We start from the raw sequence: 17,990 nt of genomic DNA, 5'->3' as shown, positions 1-17,990 counted from the left end.
TTCTATTTTTCTTAAAATTCTTTAAAAAAGTTCAAAACCTTTTTGTTTAATCACATTTTGTATGGCGGCGACGACTTCTTCAATCGTCAAGCCTGTTGTATCGATTTTCACAGCATCACTTGCTTGGACAAGGGGTGATACTTCTCTGGTTGAATCTAAATAATCCCGACGTTCAATCTCCGCCTTCAAGGTTTCAAAATCCGTCTCAATCCCTTTTTCTTGATTTTCTTTAAAACGACGTTCTGCACGTTCTTCAACGCTAGCCACCAAGAATATCTTTACTTCGGCCTTTGGTAAAACTGCAGTACCAATATCTCGACCATCCATGACAACTCCGCCGGCTTGACCAATTTTCTGTTGTAACGCCACCATTTCTTCTCTAACTTTTGCATGTTTTGAAACAGCTGAAACAGCATTCGTTACATCTGGCTGGCGAATCGCTTCGGTCACTTCATGACCATCGATAAAAACACGTTGGCCATTCTCTGCTTGCTGAAAAGAAATAGTGTGGTTGACACAAAGCGCTACTAATGGCTCTTCCGCTTGAATGTCGATTTGATTTTGCAAGGCCAAATACGTAATCGCTCGGTACATGGCCCCCGTGTCACAATACACATAATTCAATTGTTTTGCTAAAATTTTTGCAACTGTACTTTTGCCTGACGAAGCTGGTCCGTCAATAGCAATACTGATTTTCCCCATGAAAAAACTCCTTAACTGATATGCATCCTTTAAAATGCGCTTCTTCTTTTATATTAAAATCAGAAGAAAAGAACTTGGATTTAAACTGATGACGAGTTTCTAACGAAAAAGCAATAAGCCGAAATCCCTCGAAAGACGCAAAACATCTTTCGGAAATTTCTGCTTTATTGGCATTCTCATGTAATCATCCGTCGCGGTTTAGCCCTTGAAAGTGCTGTCCAAACCTCTTTTTCTGGATTATTTAATACGTAATGGTTGTCCTGGATAAAACACAGATGTATCAATCCCAGGATTTAACGCTAAAATTTGTTCTAATGTCATTCCGTTACGTTCGGCAACTTGACGTGCCCCTTCGCCACTTTGAACGGTATCATAAACAGGTTGTTGGTTCTGCGCTTGTTGCTGTTGTTGATTTTGAGCTTCTTGTTGTTGTTGCTGCTCTTGTTGTTGTTGTTGCTGTTGCTGTTGTTGTGCTTGTTGGTCCTGTTGTTGCTGTGCAGCAGCATCTGAACTTGAAGGTGTTGTATTTTCAGCTGGTTGGCTGCTTGCTGGTTCTGAGCTTTCCACTGATTTTGACGTACTTTCTTTTTTCTTCTCTTTTGATGATGATTGGACTAATGAAGAAGATGGCTGGCTATTTTTGCTAGCACTTTCGTTCGGTTTCTTGTCTTGCATCATCCATAAGAAAGTCCCAATTGGAATGGCAATAATTAATAATAGCAAAATAACTAAAACAGTTAGAAATAATGAATTTCCTCGTTGCTGTTGGCGTTTTGCTAAACGAGAACCACCACCATTTTGATCAGGTTCATAAATTGATTGTTCCCATGGCTCACGAGCTTGGTTTTTCTTTTTGTCCTTTTTACTCACTGCTAATTTCCTCCTAAACTTCTCTCGCTTGTTATTATATCATAGCTTTTGCCAACTGCCGACTAAAAAAATGAATTAATCACGTTCTTTAAATAATTTTAGAAATTTAGAACGCCAATCTTCTTCATTTTGATTGCTGGTCTTGTTCGATTTTACTATTGAATCTTGGTAAATGTCAAAGAATAACGCACAATTATCACAACAAGTTTCCGGTGATTGTTTGACAATCGATTCTTGAAAATAAGTTTGAATCAACGTTCTTCGACAGGTTGTGGTTTCAATATACGTCAGCATCCCTCTTAATTGTGCTTGACGATCTTTTTCTTTCTCCTCTAAACGATGCTCTAGCTCTTCAAAAGAATAATCCTTGGCTAAATAGCCTTGGACCCATTTTTGTTGTAACTCGGTGGCATTTTCTAGCAAATCTGCTTGTTCTTCTCCTTCAATCAGCGATTTTAAGGTCGCTCGATTCGCTCTTGTCTCTTCTAAGAAAAACCGATGAATAAATTCATCCCCTTTTTTATACAATAATAGCGCCCAACTTTTTTGACCATCACGTCCAGCTCGCCCGATTTCTTGCAGGTAATTTTCTAAGCTATCAGGCAAATCAAAATGAATCACTCCACGAACATCAGGTTTGTCGATTCCCATCCCAAAAGCATTCGTTGCACAAAGAATATCGATTTGATTATCAATAAATTGTTCTTGCAAGCGACTACGTTCACTAGCCTCCAAGCCCCCATGATAATAGGACACCTTAAAACTGGTTTTCGCCTGAATAAGTTGACTAATTTGTTCTGTTTTGTTGCGCGTGGCGCAATAGATGATGATTTTACCAGCCGTTTTAGATAAGTAATCTAGTAACACTTCTTCTTTTTCTGACGTTTCCTTCACGAACAAGCCAATATTTTTTCGATTCACTGAAGAAAGAACTTCTTGATAGCTACCATGAGAAAATAATTGTTTTATAATTGCGTGCTGTACAACGGGTGTCGCTGTGGCAGTTAACGCCAAGGTCAAAGGAAAGTCTAGCTGTTTTTGGACCAGATCTAATTTACTATATTCAGGGCGAAAATCGACGCCCCACTGATAAACACAATGGGCTTCATCCACCACAAATAATGCAATTTTTTGGCGTTGTAACACACTAAGTACTTCTTGCTGCAAAAGCATTTCTGGGCTTAAAAACAGATAATCGTATTGGAACATTTCCGCTAAAATATAACGCTTTTCTGAATATTGTAACGTACTGTTTAAGGCAACCGCACCTTTAATTCCTTGTCTTTGTAATTGACGCACCTGATCTTCCATTAACGAAAGTAAAGGAGAAACAATTACCGTTAGTCCCTCTAACTTCTGGCCCACAAATTGATAACACAATGATTTACCGGTGCCTGTTGGCAAAACAGCCAATGTATTCATACCGTCAAGTAAGTTTGTAATCACTTCTTTTTGACCAGGCTTAAACGCTGCATAACCAAATCGAGTGAATAATTCTTGTTCTAATGTCAACAACACTCACTCCTTTTCTTGCCAAATTTGTTGGATTTGATATAAGCGGAAATCTAAATAAGAAAGCGTCGCTTCTTGCGCTCGCCAATCCCGATACACCCACAACCGCGGATCTTGTTCTGTTTGAGCCAAGTTTTGGAGTATTGCCTCCTTTTCAAGATAAACAGACACCTGCAGCTGCCCTTGAATAGCCAACTCTAATAGATGATCATGAATGGTACTCAGTTTTATTTTTCGCTGCTCAGCAATTTCCTGAAGCGTCTTGCCTTCCGTTAACAAACGTTGAGTTTCTTGCATACTTTGGTTTAGATTTTTTTCTAGATACGGCCATACAAGCGTTTGTAAAGCAGGATAGTTTCCTCCGTACATTATCAACTGCAGTAAATGATGAACCGCTTGCGTGTGCCACAAACGCTGTTCAAGAGCTGTCTTATGGCTTGTTAATTGCTGAGGAACTTTGCCAGTTTGCTGATAACCAGAAAGTTGCGCAACCAAATAGTCGCTTTCTGCTTCAGGTAGTAACTCAAACCCTCGCAACAGTTCTTCTTTGATTGATTGAATGCGCTGCTCTTTCTTGTCTTGTTGTAACCATCGTTTCAAATATAGTTGCGGAATCGGTGTTGATAAAAGTGGAATATACTGTTTTTCCTCAAATGATAAATACGAAGTCACTTGCACGGCAAATTGAATGAGTTGCCAACTTTCTCGATCACTTCTGCCAAAACGATAAAGATCAATTGCAGGATAATCCAGCAACGAAAAATGGTGCTCCTTTAAAAATAGTTGCCCTTCTTTTGTTAGTTGAATTTCATTTGTCTCTTTGTGATACTGAATTTGTTTCGCCTTCGAAAGTTTTTCAAGAAATTGAAAATAGGCTTGTTCGGAAATCGTTGGCCACCAGCCAATGAACCGTAAACAATCATATAAAAAACCATAAATCAAAACAGAGCTAGTCCGTTTGCCTTTTAAAAGATGATACAAAGTTGATGCACGTACCTTGTATCCATGAGATAATAACGCTAAAATAAAAGTTGCTTCCATAGTAAACCTCTTTTAGATAGGATGTGTCACTGTTTATGCAATCACGTTTAGTTCCTGAAAAATGTATTGCTTGTGGACTTTGTCAAGTTTATGCGCCCAATATATTTGATTATGATGATCATGGGATTGTCCTTTTTAAAGACGAGCCGCATGCTCGACAACAATTTATTCCAGAAAACGAACGCGAGAATGTGTTAAAAGCGTACCGCAAATGTCCCACGCGTGCAATAGAAATAAGCAAAAATGAGTGCTAAATAATTTAGCACTCATTTTTGCTTAGAGTATTTTTTCGAGCCAAGCAAGTGTTTGTTCATCTAACGAAACAAACTGTAATTGTCCTTCTTTTAGCGGTTCTTTGACTAAATGAATTTGATCATTTAGGCCATTGATCCATTCATAACGAAGACCATTTTCTTTTGCTTTAGAATTTTTGGCTTCTAAATAATAATTGACATGGTAATTTTCTTTACCATCCAATTGTAGCGTATTAATGGTCACTTCAAAATCTGGTGAACCATCGGTCGATTTCTTTTCACGTAATCGTTCAAGTGCTTCTATAAAAGAAGGAAATTGAGGATTATTTTCCCCACCAACGAGATATTTTTCAGCAAATTCTGCACTATCCGTATGACTTTTCACTTGTTTGGCAAATGCTTGATAAAAGGTTTCTAGCGCTTTGCGGGCATCATAGTCGCTAGCTAACGGAAAATTCAATTGTAGCGTAGGATTATCGGAGAGCGCTTCGACAAAATCATTTTCACCAATCGTTTCTTTTGATGTTTGAATTTCTTCTCCATTAATCGTCTTTTTGAGTTGAATCGTCATCCCTTTGGACCAGAACAAAGGGCCAATCGTTTTGCTTCCATTCTTTAGCGTACCAACTTTCCGATCATTAATATAAATATCTGCGTCTGGCAGATTGCTCTCCACAACAAAATTCATTCGTTTAAAATCTAAAGGAATACTAGAAATATAATTTTCCTCTTCTAATAAACGATACTCTTCTGTGATAACAGGTTCGCCGGTGCTATCTTTCACTGTGGCTGTAAAGGTATATTGTCCTGGCGCTAAGGGTCCCAATTCCTTTTGATAAGTAGTTGAGTCGGAAGTGCCCACTTCCCGCCCGTTCATTGCCAGCGTCACACCGCGCTGATTTGTCGTTAACTGAACAGAAACAGGCGTTAAAATGAATTGATAACGGTGAAAGAAAAATGCTGTTTGACTCGTTTCACGAATAGTTAAACCATGTAGCTTTTTATCCTTTAATAGCGCTTTTTCTAATTTTTTTAGCTCAGTTGGATTTTTTTGATAATAAGTGATTAAAGGCTTAATGCTTTGCGGATTCACTTGAAATTCAGACTCGTTCGTCCTCATTTTTTTACTTAATTCTTGGGCATCACCATTCTCAATCGCTTCAATAAAATGAGAAATTTGTTGTTCCTTAGAAAAATAATGCGTCCCGAGAAAATAGCTACCCGTTCCAAGAACGATGAACACAAAAAGAAACACCCAGATCCAGCTTCTTTTTGATCTGAGAGGAGTAGATTCGTTCCCTTTATTCATTGATGGTTGTGCTTGGTTTTCCTCTTGATGCATTGATTCATTCATTAGCGGAGCGCCGCATTCTTCACAAAAGGACTCCGTATCACGATTCACGTGACGACAATTTTTACACTTTTTCACTCAGGAAAACTCCTCTTTCTTTGATGATTTCTATCATACCAAGGGAAAGTTAAAATTACAATGCAGATGGTTTAGTATTTTTTAACAGAATGATGACAGATTGTGACAACCTCTTTTCTTTTAGGCGTAAATTTTAAAAACCCACTGTCAAACATTGTTCAACAGCAGGTTTTTTTATCATTTATTTTGTTAACGGTGTTTTTTTCTGAATAGTATGTTGTTTTTTTGATAGCCATGGCAATAACTTCGCATGTAGTACTAGAAAAACACCACTGACTAAGAGGCCTTTAATAAGGTTGAATGGCACAATACCAATCGCCACATAGCTTGCTAAAGATGTTCCTAAAAATTGTTGTGTGGTCACACCATATAATTGTAAGTAAATGGGTGTAATGACAAAATAATTCGCAATACTCATGAAAATTGTCAAGGCTAAAATCCCACTTACTAAGCCCACTATCCGATTTGTACGGATATTTTTCTTTTTACCAAAGAAATAAAAAATTGGCAAGGTGAAGATACTACTTGCTAAAAAGCTAGCGAAATCTCCCACCATATTTTGCGGTGCTAGTCCGGTTAAGAACAGGTGTAGCAACGAACGAACAAAAGCAGTAATTACTCCTGCTAACGGTCCGTACAAGAACATTCCGAGTAGAATCGGAATATCACTAAAATCGATTTTCAAAAAACTAAACGCTGGCATAATCGGAAATGCCACAAATTGTAATACTGTACCGATTGCAGCCAACATTGCAATGCTGACCATTTTTTGTACCTTGTTGTTCATCTGAAATCCTCCAATTAAGGACCCATCTTCAACGAACTTTTTGATTCGCTTCTTTGTCATACAAAAAAACCCTATTTTTCTGCAGGGAAAAATAGAGTAGGATTATCTGATGAAAAAGCGTCTCAAATAAGCCCTATCTTCTTTATCCAGACTATACTGTCGGTATTGGAATTACACCAATTCAATCGTTAAAAACGAGTCGTGGACTATAACCACCGGTCGGGAATTACACCCTGCCCCTGAAGACGAACCTTGTATTATATTTTTTTACTTACTTAGTGTAACCGATTTGAACAATGAATGCAACTAACTAAGCTTTTTTATTAAATTTCATTGATTGTTTCGTTTCTCAAAAAAAAAACAATCCCTCCGCCATAAGCGCGAAGAGATCGAGTCATTTTATCTTATTTAGCTTGATTTAATAATTGACTGATTTCTTTTTTAGTTAAATCACGATATTGCCCTGGTCGCAAACCTTGTAAGGTCAACTCACCGTAACGTTCACGTTTTAATTTTTGAACAGGGAAACCAACAGCTTGAAACATTTTCTTCACTTGATGATTACGTCCTTCATGAATCGTTAATTCCACGACGCTGCTACCTGTTTTAATGTCCGCTGAAAGAATTTGAAAATTGGCTGGTGCTGTGCGTTTGCCATCAATGCGAATGCCTTTGGCTAATGGCAATAGATCCCGTTTAGTTGGTACACCTTTAATTTTTGCTACGTAGACTTTATCTACTTCATGTTTAGGATGGGTTAATTTTTGTGAAAAACTTCCATCATTCGTTAAAAGTAACAACCCAGAAGTATCATAATCCAGACGACCGACTGGATAAATTCGCTCAGTAACATCTGTAAAATAATCCGTTACTACTTTACGGCCTTTGTCGTCAGATACTGCAGAAATAACCCCTCTTGGTTTATAGAATAAATAATAACCATATTCTTCTTGATAAATTGGTACACCATCAACCTCAACAGTATCTTGTTTACTTACTTGCGTTCCTAATTCTTTGACCACTTGGCCATTGACTTTTACGCGACCTTTGACAATTAATTCCTCTGCTTTGCGACGCGAAGTCACCCCAGCATGAGCAATTGCTTTTTGTAATCTTTCCATTGTTTAAGCTTCCTCGCCTTCTGTTGTTTCAGACATTGGGTTCGTTTCTTGATAACGATCAAAAAATAGATCCATTGGTAGTTCTTCTTCTAATTCATCTTCCATTTGTTGGATATCTGGTAATTCATCTAAACTTTTCAACCCAAAGTAATCCATAAAATACTTCGTTGTGCCATACAAAATTGCTCTACCAGGACCATCGACGCGGCCTTTTTCTTCTATCAACTGACGGGCAACTAACTTTTGGATAGAGCCAGAAGTCTGTACGCCACGAATTTCATCAATTTCAATACGCGAAATTGGTTGCTTATAAGCAATAATGGATAATGTTTCTAGCGCCGCTTGTGATAAGGCGTTCGACATAGGCGATTGCGCATATTTTTTTAGTAATGAGGCATATTTTTTCTTCGTTGTTAAGACAAAATGATTGCCGACTTCTAAAATATTCAACGCTGATTTATTGTCAGAAGCATAATGTTCTTTCAATTTCGTTAATTCTTCATAGGTTTTTGCTGTTGACTTCTCTAATAAGTACGCAAGCTCTTCCAAGCCAATTCCTTCTTCGCCAACCACAAATAAAATTGCTTCAATTTGACTAACTAATGTCACTGTGTTTCCTCCACCTCTGTTGTATCTTCCTGCTGGGTTTCTGTATTAAATAACAAAATTTCACTATAATTATTTTCTTGTTCAGCATAAATCACGCCCGTTTTCATTAATTCTAAAAGAGCCATGAACGTTGTCACAATTTCTTGTTTGGAATAAGAATCGAAGAAAGAGTCAAACGACACTGCCTTCCCTTTCTGTACTTGACGCATACGCTCTGAAATAGCGGAGATTTTTTCTTCGATGGAAACATCGTCACTGGCAACAGTTGTTTCAACAGGCTGGCGATTTTTTTTCTTTTCTAACATGGCATGAAAGGCTAGAAATAAATCAATTGTATTGATTTGATTAGGCGGTAGTGTTGTATCTTCCTCTTTATAATCATCCATATCCATTGGTTCTTTTGTATAATAGAGTTTACGTTCTTCTTCTTTTTCATGTAAAACAGTCGCTGCATATTTAAATTTCCGATACTCCAATAACTGAGCTACTAAAGCTTCCCGTGGGTCTTCCTCTTCAAAAAAATCTTCATCATCAATGATTTCAAGCTCTTGTTTTGGAAGCAACATCTGACTTTTAATAGCCATTAAGGTGGCAGCCATGACTAGATATTCTCCAGCGACTTCTAACTCTAAGGTTTGCATCGCATGAATATAAGACATGTATTGTTCAGTTACTGCTGTAATGGGAATGTCATAGATATCGATTTCTAATTTTTGAATTAAATGTAGTAGAAGATCCAGTGGTCCTTCAAAGACATCTAGTTTTAAATTAATTTCTTGCAAAAACGACACCTACTTTCTTTTCTCGACTTCCTAGTTTACCATAAATTTATTCGTTTGTGGGCATTCTCGCAAATTAAGCCCGAGGAAAATGTTCCTTATAAACATCTGCCATTCGTTGTTTGGTAATATGTGTATAAATTTGTGTCGTGGAGATATCTGCATGTCCTAATAATTCTTGAACGATTCTAAGGTCTGCGCCATTTTCCAACAAATGTGTCGCAAAGCTATGCCGTAATGTATGCGGCGTAATATTTTTCTCTATCTGGGCTTCTCGAACAATCTGTTTTAAATTTTTCCAAATGCCCTGTCTAGATAACGGTTCACCATGATGGTTAACGAATAGGTGTGTTTCATTCGGATGATTTTTAATCAATTGAGGTCTGGCTTCGTTCATATAGCGCTCAATCCATTGAATCGCATAATCGCCTAAAGGAATAATTCGTTCTTTGTCCCCTTTTCCGATTGTTTGCAATAAACCAATGGATAAATGCAGATCCCCTAATTTTATTTCAATTAGCTCACTAACTCGCAGGCCCGTTGCATACATCACTTCTAAAATAGCACGATTCCGCATACCTAGTGGTTTACTTGTATCAGGCGTTTCAATTAATCGAGTCACTTCGTCAACAGATAATGTACTTGGCAATTTTTGAACTTTCTTGGGGGAGTCAATATGTTGCATCGGATTATGTTCGCTTAAGCGTTCTTGACGTAAAAATTGATGAAATCCTCTCAAACTAGAAATCATCCGAATCACACTTGCTGAAGCTTGCTGTTCTTCGTGAAGGGATTGCAAAAATTCTGTAATCATGTAACGGTCAACTTCGTCCCAAGAATGCAAGCCTTGTTCTTGTAAAAAGGCTACGTATTTTTTTAAATCTCGTTCGTAACTCCGTCGTGTGTTATTTGATAAGCCCCGCTCTATTTGTAAATAGTGTAAATAATCGACTAATTGTTCTTCCATTATCCTTCCCTCATTTCTAGTACTATCCTATCAGATTATGCCCTAGATTGCATGGGTAAATTCCAACTTATTCAAAAAAATCAACTGACAACAAAAGACTTGTTCACTAAGTCGTTAACTTAAGAACAAGTCTTTTGTTTTTGCTACTATTAGTAAAGAATAAATTTGTTATTTTATATATTTATCTAGAAAAGCAGCTACTGTTTCCTTATATTTTTCTGGGTTTTTATTATAAGCTTTCGCATGCTCTGCTCCAGGCACGACATATTTCTCTTTAGGTCCTTGGGTTGCATTGTAAACTTCGTCTAACATACTAAACGGCACAAACGTATCATTTTCACCATGAATAAAGAGCATTGGTAAATGATTCTTTTGCAATTGCTTAACAGCGCTTGCTTCCCCAAAGAAATAGCCAGCTCTAAGTTTCGTAATCCCGCTAGTAACATTAACTAATGGGAAACTTGGTAAATTGAAAAGCTCTTTCAATTGATATTGCAACTCCTGATTGACTGTAGAATAGCCACAATCTTCCACAATGGCTTTCACGTTATCTGGTAATTTTTCCCCGCTCGTCATCATGACTGTAGCAGCACCCATACTGACACCGTATAAAGTGATTTGTTCTTGCTGACCATTTTCGGTTAAAACTTTCTCAATCCATTGGACATAATCTTTACGATCGGGCCAGCCAAAACCAATATAATCTCCTTGACTTTTCCCGTGACCACGCGCATCTGGCGCTAACACATTGTAGCCCCAATCATGATACATTTTCGCAAAGACAGACATCGTTTCTGCCGAACCCATATAACCATGCGCCATAATAACGGTACGATTACTTTTTTTGTCGGCTGGTAAATAAATGGCCTTTAGACGTAGCCCATCTTTCGAAGTAATTGACCATTCTTGTCGATTTTTGTCATCTTTAAACCATGCGCCTTCAGGTGTCTGGACCACTTTTGACCCTGGGGTATTCTCATTTATAAAGTCTTTCTTTCCTGGAACTACTGCATAATTATAAAAATATAAGCCTGCCGCAATTAAACCAATTGCAATTACTACAATAAGCGCAATCAAAATTTTTAACCATCGATTCATCTACGTACTCCTTTTATTTAAACTGTATGATTCATTATAAGTTGTCACCCTTTTTTTGACAACTACCATTCAAAGATTCAACCATCTTTCTTTACCACTACAATGGGACAATTTTGTTGCGACAAAAAAAGCATAGCACAAAAATGTTACCTTTTGCGCTATGCTCCACTTATCTATTTATAGGAAACTAAAAATTATTTATTTTCAATAAGTTTAAAACTTGACCATGGCTTCAAAAATTCTAATAAGAAACGTTCGTCATCAGAAATACGACCAACCACATTTACACGGCCATCATTTTTCATTTCTTTTAAAGCAATTTGTGTTTCCCCTTTGTATTGTCCATAGCCAACGTTGTCAATCAAGACATCACCTCGAACAATATCTCTCGTTGTATGAGCTGGGAAAGGACGATCTTTATAGTAAACACGTGTCATTGTTGAACGCAAAACGTAATCAGAACGATCTCCACGATAACTGTGTAAGTTATCGAACAATGCAATTCTTTCATCTTCTGTGATTTCTGGTTCTGTATCCACTTTGATCGAAGGATACGGTGCATGAAAGGCTTCTGCCATTGCTGCTAATTCTGCTTCTGAGGCATAAGCATTTCCGACAGAAATATCATCGATTAACCCTGTTAAAACTAAATGCTTAACTTGCGTTGCAATTTCTAAATCGCGGTGGTCTTCCAAAGAACATAATCCATCTTGTGTCGGCCATGGTCCAAATGTAGCATCGTGTGAGTTCACAAACGCCATCGTATTTAAATTATATTTTCTAAATTTTTCTGAACAATAAACAAAATGCTCATAGCCTAAGCCTGTATAACGATGTGGATAGAAATTATGTGAGCCTAGTAAATTTTCTGTGTTTGGTGAGTAGGCCATAATATTATCTACATAGCTTGTCCCTGAACTCATATTAATTTCAATTTTAATGCCATAAGGGTTTCTTGTCATATTCGCCTCTTCTTGCCCAGTAAAACCAAGATCTAAACGAATACCGTAGGCGCCCATATCATGGAAAAATGATAAATCATCATAAGAGATGCCTAATTGTTCGAACAATGCAGGATTAATATCGACCATCACTTCCATACCTAATTGGTTGGCATAATCTACGACTTTTTTAAACTCTGCTAATACCTTTTCCCGATCATCATTGATTTGCAATAAACTAGTAAAGACACGCTTAAAGCCGTATTTATGAGCCAAATCCAAATATGCTTTGTCCTTTTCAAATGTTGAACGTTCTGGATAAATTGAAATACCTAATTTTCCCATGTGATTGCCTCCTAAATTGTAAAACATAATAATGTATCTGCTTACATTGTAACAAAAAAAACAAAAGTGGTCTACACCTTTCCTATAGAAAATCTTATAAAAATTCCACTGGTTTGTTATCTTCTCTTTTGTTATGATAAAAAAGAACCTAATTGTCAGTGTGAAAGGAAGAGGAAAACAGATGAAACATAAGAAAATGCTTGCTGTTGCTTCAGTTGCAGCATTCACCTTGCTTTTAGCAGGCTGTAACACAACCAATAATAAAGGCACGACCGCAACGAGTGATTCTGTCGCTAAATCCAGTGAAAGCAAAACAAAGGATTCGGTCGACTTAAATTCACTAGATTTACCACAACTAGATGACAAAGTTGCCGAAGATCAAGACTTAGTCCAAATGGTTACTTCAATGGGAAATATTGAAATCAAACTATTTCCTAAACAGGCTCCAAAAACTGTCGAGAACTTTATGAAACATGCCAAAGATGGCTATTATGATGGCTTGACTTTCCACCGCGTCATCAATAACTTTATGATCCAAGGTGGCGATCCTAGCGGTGATGGAACTGGCGGAAACAGCATCTGGAATAAACCATTTGAAGATGAATTTTCAAACCAGTTATATAACATTCGTGGCGCATTATCAATGGCGAATGCAGGACCTAATACTAACGGCAGTCAGTTCTTTATTGTCCAAAATACAGATGATCAATCTGATGGTCTTTTATATGATGATTATCCAAAAGCAATCATTGATGCTTACAAAAAAGGCGGCTATCCTTCTCTTGATAAAAAACATACTGTTTTCGGTCAAGTAACCAAAGGAATGGATATTGTCGATAAAATTGCCAAAGTCGAAGTTGGTGCCAACGATAAACCAAAAACTGATGTTAAAATTGAAAAAATCAATATTCTTCAAGAAGCAAAAAAATAACAAAAAGTCAGAACGTATCTTCAGCGTACGTTCTGACTTTTTGTTATTTTTGAATCGCTTGTAATGCCTTTTCTGGCACTTGGTCTTGATTGACCTCTTCATACGTATTGATGTGGGCCCCTTTATTTGAGACTTTTAGATAATGATCTGTTTTTAATTCATGGTCCGCTGTGAAAGTTATTTCTCGCGTTTTGCCTTCCTCATCTGCGGCTACTTGCGTATAACTAGCAATTCCATAGCCATTAACACTATCGGCTTTCTTTGTTTTAACATACACATTTCCTTCTTTAACCAATGGATTTAATTGATCTAACACACCAGCTAATTCGCCAGAGTTCTTCTCTGCGTAAAACTTGGCCCCAAATAAACCACCACCAATAACAATTGCTGTCACCACTAAAAATTTAATAAATTTCATCACATAAATCCTCCCGAGTAATTATTCTCTGTTACTTCTTCCAAAGTATAGCAAGTTTTAAACAATCCTTCCTCGGGCGCAACGACCAGTTTTTTCTCAGACTTATGTCGTATTTTTGTTATTTTGAATAAATAACAAAACACTACTCTTCTATCAATAATTGACTTAATAATTGAATTTCTTGATTCTTAGTTAAGTCAATTGTTTTCATTGTAACTGCTGTGGCTAAACCTAAATAGATTACCACCATTTTAGGAAATAATTCGACAAATTTTCCTTTGTCCATTTGTACATATTTTTTATCCAATAATAAACGCTCTTCAAAAAAAGTTTGAAGCATTTGCTGCAATTCTTCTTCATAACCATGTGCTTTCATAAATAACGCCGTATAGATTTTTTGATGTTTTTGGGCAAATAATATAAAGTTCAGACCCAATGCAATCACTGGGTCTGAGGCACCGACATCTGCTTTATAAAATAATTGCATACGATGAAATAACGATTTAATTAAGGTTCGTTTTAAATCGTCCATGTTGACAAATTCTAAATAAATTGGCTGCGTAGAAATCCCCATAGTATCTGCAATATTTCTAGCAGTTAAATTAGAAAAACCTTTATCTACTAAAATTTTTTCAGCTACGTTTAAGATTTTTTCCTTTGTATATACCTTCGTTCTAACCATTTTCATACCCCTTTTCTCTTTTAGTTAACAATAACTTTATTATGTTCACACAAAAGAAAACCATTTTCATTATATATATAATATTTTACACTTTTTTATGCGTTTCTTTTCTCAAAATTTTCTATACATTTCAAAAAAATTGAGAATTTTCATCACCTATAAACAAATAGGTCCAGAACAAAAGGTCATCACCTTTTGTTCTGGACACTAAACGGCTGCACTCTTTATTCTTCTATTTGTTTGCCTTGCTCTTTGGCAAGCTCATTTTTATCATAAGCTACAAAGAACGGATAGTAAATCAAGATGGCCACTAGAATTAAAACAATATTCAAAACAGCAGCACGCCAATCGCCACCTGTCGCCATAAAGGCGCCAATTGGTCCTGGTAAGGTCCAAGGTGCGGTAAAGACAACTTCACTAACTAAACCTAATTTAGTGGCAAACCAAGCAATCGTTGCTAAAACCATTGGTGCAAAGATAAAAGGAATCATTAAAATCGGATTTAAGACAATCGGTACACCGAAAATAACTGGCTCATTAATATTAAAAATAGACGGTGCTAAAATAGCTTTTCCTAGTTTTGAACCATATTCTGATTTTGCCCGAAAGGCTAATAATATAGCTAAGCCAATTGTGGCTCCAGCACCACCAATCCAAATGAACCATTGGTAAAATGGCTCTGCCGCAATCCGAGGCAATGCTTCGCCAGCTGCTTTAGCAGTCGTGTTTTCCTCTAATAGTTGTAGCCATAGAGGACGCGCCAACGATCCTACGATTGAAGCACCGTGAATCCCAAAGAACCAGAAAAATGTGGTTAAAAAGACTAACAGCAAGACACTCAATAAAGAATCTGCTGCTTGAACTAGTGGTCCTACTAAGTTCCCTACAAATGTGTGCCAATCAAAGCCTAAATAATAAGTGATTGAACCAATCAATAACATGACAATTAACGTCGGCGTCAATGATTCAAATGAACGAGCAACAGCAGGTGGAACGTTATCAGGCATTGTAATTTTGAACTTAGACTTATCTGTTACTCGATAGATTTCGACAGCAATAATTGACGTCACAATCCCGACAAACATCCCTGCACCACCCAAATTAGCCATTGGTAAAACAAACCCAGAAACGCCAGCTGCTTTACTGGCTTCTTCAGGAATCGCTACAGGTACTAATGTTAATAAAAAAGCAATCGTAGCCAAAATCCCTCCAGAGACTTGATCAAGATTATATGATTTCGCTAAACTAGCGCCAATGCCAAAAGTCGCATATAACGCCATAATGTACATTGTCATTCGGTAAGGCAGTAAGATTGTAGCAGCATTACTTGTTAAAAATTGAGTAATGCCCCAAGATTCTGGTAACGGCGGAAACGCAATAATTAGAAAAAAAGAACCGACAATAATTAAAGGTAATGTCGCAATAATTCCATCCCGCACCGCACGTAAATGGCGCTGATTGGCAATTTTAGCCATTGGTCCAGCTAGATGATTTTCAATCCAAACAGTCAGTTTATCTAACATAAATAACACTCTCCTCTGTTTTTCTCTTAAAAAATAACTCCTTTAATCAGCCATAAATAAGAGATAAGCTCTAATAAAATAAGAGAAATTAAAAACAACCAAATAAAACGCTTACAAAAACCTGTTTTCGTTTCAATAAAATAATGACTATACGCTAACGCAAAAGCAATCCCAACAGGCAAAAAAATCATGGCACCAATATTAAACGGCAGACTGAAAGTCCATAATAAAACACTCGGCAACAGGACACCACATAAGAGCCCCATACTAAAAAGAAAACCGGCACTTTTAACTGAAAACTTAGGAACCATTGCTTGATTGTTTTCCATTTCAATTTCGCTCCTTTCGTTTGTTATTTTGTTACATTTAAAATTATAAGCTATTAAAAATATTATTTCAATCTATTCGGTGATTTAATACTAATTTTAAAATAAAAAACCAGTTCACTGAGTGAACTGGTTTTATGCTTATTCGACAAATTCAAATTCAAAATTACCAATCCGAACAATGTCGCCATCTTTCGCGCCACGTGCTCGTAATGCCTCATCGACACCCATACCACGTAATTGACGTGCAAAACGCATTACTGTTTCATCATGATCGAAATTCGTCATTTCAAATAATTTTTCTAATTTTTCACCAGATAAAACCCATGAAGCATCTGGTTCACGATCAATCGTAAATTCTGGACCTTTTGGTTGGAAGCCATAACGAACGGTTTCTTCCTCTACTACTTCATCTTCATATAATGGGAATTCAGGCGTTACTTCCAACAAGTCAGCTGTTGCATTTAATAAAGGTTCAATACCTTTACGAGTAACCCCAGAGATTGGGAAAATAGGTAGCTCATCAGCATACTCATCTGTGCGTTCCTTCGCAAGTTGCTCTTTAAATTTCGCTAAATTCTCTTCTGCTTCAGGCATGTCCATTTTATTGGCAACAATAATTTGAGGTCGCTCCATCAAACGTAAATTGTGTGAAGCCAATTCTTTATTGATTGCCAAATAATCTTCATAAGGATCGCGTCCTTCCATGCCACTCATATCAATGACATGTAAAATAACACGCGTCCGTTCAATGTGGCGTAAGAACTGTGTTCCTAAGCCGACACCTTGAGAAGCTCCTTCAATTAAGCCTGGCAAATCTGCTGCAGCAAAGCTTCGACCATCACTAGTAGTCACCATTCCTAAGTTTGGAACTAACGTCGTAAAATGATAGGCACCAATTTTCGGACGAGCGGACGAGATAACAGAGAGTAACGTTGATTTTCCTACAGAAGGAAACCCAACTAACCCAACATCTGCTAAGACTTTTAATTCTAATTCGATTTTACGTTCTTGGCCCGGTTCGCCGTTTTCGGCAATTTCTGGTGCAGGGTTTCTTGGGGAAGCAAAGCGAATATTCCCGCGACCACCGCGTCCGCCTTTTGCTACTACTAAGGTCTGACCATTCTCAATTAAATCCCCAATTAAAGCTCCAGTTTCTGCATCACGAACTGTTGTACCTGGTGGAACTTTGACAAGTAAATCTTCTGAACCACGACCGTGCATTCCTTTACTCATACCATTTTCTCCAGGTGTCGCCTTAAAATGACGATTAAACCGGAAATCCATTAATGTGCGTAATCCTTCTTCAACAACTAAAACAACGTCGCCACCGCGACCGCCATCACCACCAGCGGGACCCCCGTCTGGTACATATTTTTCTCTACGGAAAGCAACCATTCCGTCGCCGCCTTTACCAGCTTTGACATCAATCGTCACTTGATCTAAAAACATGGACATATAATTTGTCCTCCTATTCTACTTCTACTATCTTTAATCACTTCAAAAAGCATGATTCGAAAGTCTTTATTATTGTATCGGGAAAACAACCGTTTGTCTAGCAATTCTAGTTAGTTATCGTTGGAAAAAGCAAAATTTCTCATGAATCTTTCGCTTTCTTTTTGTCGCTTCGCTATCAGTCTTTTGACAAAAAAATT

At 37.3% G+C, this 17,990-nt stretch carries 19 protein-coding genes and 1 riboswitch; of the genes, 2 read left to right on the top strand and 17 right to left on the bottom strand.

What is annotated here, in order from left to right:
- Positions 1–21: 21 nt before the first annotated feature.
- The 4 genes from cmk to IGJ52_RS06560 form a co-directional block, all read right to left on the bottom strand.
- Positions 22–702, bottom strand: a complete 681-nt coding sequence (gene cmk, locus IGJ52_RS06575) for a (d)CMP kinase (RefSeq protein ID WP_002357612.1) — start codon at positions 700–702, stop codon at positions 22–24.
- A gap of 237 nt (positions 703–939) precedes the next feature.
- Positions 940–1,572, bottom strand: coding sequence for a LysM peptidoglycan-binding domain-containing protein (locus IGJ52_RS06570; protein ID WP_010816515.1), 633 nt, complete (start codon positions 1,570–1,572; stop codon positions 940–942).
- A 75-nt stretch (positions 1,573–1,647) separates the two neighbouring features.
- Positions 1,648–3,090, bottom strand: a complete 1,443-nt coding sequence (locus tag IGJ52_RS06565) for a RecQ family ATP-dependent DNA helicase (protein WP_173958466.1) — start codon at positions 3,088–3,090, stop codon at positions 1,648–1,650.
- A complete protein-coding gene (locus IGJ52_RS06560; protein WP_010822812.1) occupies positions 3,091–4,125 on the bottom strand; it encodes a helix-turn-helix domain-containing protein in 1,035 nt (344 codons plus the stop codon). It abuts the gene before it with no gap.
- A 35-nt stretch (positions 4,126–4,160) separates the two neighbouring features.
- Between IGJ52_RS06560 and IGJ52_RS06555 the strand changes: the two genes are divergently transcribed.
- Positions 4,161–4,379: a ferredoxin gene (locus IGJ52_RS06555; protein WP_002357617.1), complete on the top strand. Its 219-nt coding sequence runs from the start codon at positions 4,161–4,163 to the stop codon at positions 4,377–4,379.
- 22 nt (positions 4,380–4,401) lie between these two features.
- On the opposite strand, the gene IGJ52_RS06550 is transcribed toward IGJ52_RS06555, so the two are convergent.
- From IGJ52_RS06550 to IGJ52_RS06515, 8 genes are all read right to left on the bottom strand, one after another.
- Positions 4,402–5,733, bottom strand: coding sequence for a zinc ribbon domain-containing protein (locus IGJ52_RS06550; RefSeq protein ID WP_438792183.1), 1,332 nt, complete (start codon positions 5,731–5,733; stop codon positions 4,402–4,404).
- Positions 5,734–5,989: 256 nt separating this feature from the next.
- On the bottom strand, positions 5,990–6,655 hold the full coding sequence (locus tag IGJ52_RS06545) for an ECF transporter S component (protein ID WP_002382314.1): 666 nt from the start codon (positions 6,653–6,655) through the stop codon (positions 5,990–5,992).
- 71 nt (positions 6,656–6,726) lie between these two features.
- A riboswitch (FMN riboswitch) is annotated at positions 6,727–6,846 on the bottom strand.
- A gap of 153 nt (positions 6,847–6,999) precedes the next feature.
- Positions 7,000–7,716 (bottom strand): pseudouridine synthase, encoded by a 717-nt coding sequence (locus IGJ52_RS06540; RefSeq protein ID WP_002357624.1) that lies wholly within the window; start codon positions 7,714–7,716, stop codon positions 7,000–7,002.
- A gap of 3 nt (positions 7,717–7,719) precedes the next feature.
- Positions 7,720–8,325, bottom strand: coding sequence for an SMC-Scp complex subunit ScpB (scpB, locus tag IGJ52_RS06535; protein ID WP_002357625.1), 606 nt, complete (start codon positions 8,323–8,325; stop codon positions 7,720–7,722).
- On the bottom strand, positions 8,322–9,116 hold the full coding sequence (locus IGJ52_RS06530; protein ID WP_002420210.1) for a segregation/condensation protein A: 795 nt from the start codon (positions 9,114–9,116) through the stop codon (positions 8,322–8,324). Before IGJ52_RS06530 ends, scpB begins: the two co-directional genes overlap by 4 nt.
- A 64-nt stretch (positions 9,117–9,180) precedes the next feature.
- The gene (gene xerD / locus IGJ52_RS06525) at positions 9,181–10,071 is read right to left on the bottom strand and encodes a site-specific tyrosine recombinase XerD (protein WP_002360354.1); all 891 of its coding nucleotides are present in this window, start codon (positions 10,069–10,071) and stop codon (positions 9,181–9,183) included.
- A gap of 168 nt (positions 10,072–10,239) precedes the next feature.
- Positions 10,240–11,169 (bottom strand): alpha/beta hydrolase, encoded by a 930-nt coding sequence (locus IGJ52_RS06520; RefSeq protein ID WP_010713413.1) that lies wholly within the window; start codon positions 11,167–11,169, stop codon positions 10,240–10,242.
- Between the two features lie 194 nt (positions 11,170–11,363).
- Positions 11,364–12,455, bottom strand: coding sequence for a DUF871 domain-containing protein (locus IGJ52_RS06515; RefSeq protein ID WP_002360357.1), 1,092 nt, complete (start codon positions 12,453–12,455; stop codon positions 11,364–11,366).
- A gap of 181 nt (positions 12,456–12,636) precedes the next feature.
- On the opposite strand from IGJ52_RS06515, the gene IGJ52_RS06510 reads away from it, so the two are divergent.
- Positions 12,637–13,386, top strand: a complete 750-nt coding sequence (locus IGJ52_RS06510) for a peptidylprolyl isomerase (protein WP_002374887.1) — start codon at positions 12,637–12,639, stop codon at positions 13,384–13,386.
- A gap of 43 nt (positions 13,387–13,429) precedes the next feature.
- On the opposite strand, the gene IGJ52_RS06505 is transcribed toward IGJ52_RS06510, so the two are convergent.
- The 5 genes from IGJ52_RS06505 to obgE all read right to left on the bottom strand — a co-directional run bounded on the left by IGJ52_RS06505 (position 13,430) and on the right by obgE (position 17,793).
- Positions 13,430–13,804, bottom strand: coding sequence for a YxeA family protein (locus tag IGJ52_RS06505; protein ID WP_002357632.1), 375 nt, complete (start codon positions 13,802–13,804; stop codon positions 13,430–13,432).
- Between the two features lie 142 nt (positions 13,805–13,946).
- Entirely contained in the window at positions 13,947–14,492 is a 546-nt protein-coding gene (locus tag IGJ52_RS06500; protein WP_002360361.1) for a TetR/AcrR family transcriptional regulator, read from the bottom strand.
- Positions 14,493–14,710: 218 nt separating this feature from the next.
- On the bottom strand, positions 14,711–16,009 hold the full coding sequence (locus IGJ52_RS06495; protein WP_002363934.1) for a PTS sugar transporter subunit IIC: 1,299 nt from the start codon (positions 16,007–16,009) through the stop codon (positions 14,711–14,713).
- A gap of 26 nt (positions 16,010–16,035) precedes the next feature.
- Positions 16,036–16,338, bottom strand: a complete 303-nt coding sequence (locus IGJ52_RS06490) for a hypothetical protein (protein ID WP_002363933.1) — start codon at positions 16,336–16,338, stop codon at positions 16,036–16,038.
- 138 nt (positions 16,339–16,476) lie between these two features.
- Positions 16,477–17,793, bottom strand: coding sequence for a GTPase ObgE (gene obgE, locus IGJ52_RS06485; RefSeq protein ID WP_438791981.1), 1,317 nt, complete (start codon positions 17,791–17,793; stop codon positions 16,477–16,479).
- Between the last annotated feature and the right edge of the window lie 197 nt (positions 17,794–17,990).

It is taken from the genome of Enterococcus sp. DIV1758 (genome assembly GCF_051711985.1).
Classification (GTDB): Bacteria; Bacillota; Bacilli; order Lactobacillales; family Enterococcaceae; genus Enterococcus; species Enterococcus faecalis.
This window is presented reverse-complemented; position numbering and strand designations above follow the sequence as displayed.

Bases quoted from the DNA above. Each gene is read 5' to 3' on its own strand.
- IGJ52_RS06490 (WP_002363933.1), bottom strand. From the start codon at position 16,338: ATGGAAAACAATCAAGCAATGGTTCCTAAGTTTTCAGTTAAAAGTGCC.
- IGJ52_RS06505 (WP_002357632.1), bottom strand. From the start codon at position 13,804: ATGAAATTTATTAAATTTTTAGTGGTGACAGCAATTGTTATTGGTGGT.
- IGJ52_RS06520 (WP_010713413.1), bottom strand. From the start codon at position 11,169: ATGAATCGATGGTTAAAAATTTTGATTGCGCTTATTGTAGTAATTGCA.
- cmk (WP_002357612.1), bottom strand. From the start codon at position 702: ATGGGGAAAATCAGTATTGCTATTGACGGACCAGCTTCGTCAGGCAAA.
- obgE (WP_438791981.1), bottom strand. From the start codon at position 17,793: ATGTCCATGTTTTTAGATCAAGTGACGATTGATGTCAAAGCTGGTAAA.
- IGJ52_RS06495 (WP_002363934.1), bottom strand. From the start codon at position 16,009: ATGTTAGATAAACTGACTGTTTGGATTGAAAATCATCTAGCTGGACCA.
- IGJ52_RS06555 (WP_002357617.1), top strand. From the start codon at position 4,161: ATGCAATCACGTTTAGTTCCTGAAAAATGTATTGCTTGTGGACTTTGT.
- IGJ52_RS06560 (WP_010822812.1), bottom strand. From the start codon at position 4,125: ATGGAAGCAACTTTTATTTTAGCGTTATTATCTCATGGATACAAGGTA.
- IGJ52_RS06540 (WP_002357624.1), bottom strand. From the start codon at position 7,716: ATGGAAAGATTACAAAAAGCAATTGCTCATGCTGGGGTGACTTCGCGT.
- IGJ52_RS06545 (WP_002382314.1), bottom strand. From the start codon at position 6,655: ATGACAAAGAAGCGAATCAAAAAGTTCGTTGAAGATGGGTCCTTAATT.
- IGJ52_RS06550 (WP_438792183.1), bottom strand. From the start codon at position 5,733: ATGAATGAATCAATGCATCAAGAGGAAAACCAAGCACAACCATCAATG.
- xerD (WP_002360354.1), bottom strand. From the start codon at position 10,071: ATGGAAGAACAATTAGTCGATTATTTACACTATTTACAAATAGAGCGG.
- IGJ52_RS06510 (WP_002374887.1), top strand. From the start codon at position 12,637: ATGAAACATAAGAAAATGCTTGCTGTTGCTTCAGTTGCAGCATTCACC.
- IGJ52_RS06500 (WP_002360361.1), bottom strand. From the start codon at position 14,492: ATGAAAATGGTTAGAACGAAGGTATATACAAAGGAAAAAATCTTAAAC.
- IGJ52_RS06515 (WP_002360357.1), bottom strand. From the start codon at position 12,455: ATGGGAAAATTAGGTATTTCAATTTATCCAGAACGTTCAACATTTGAA.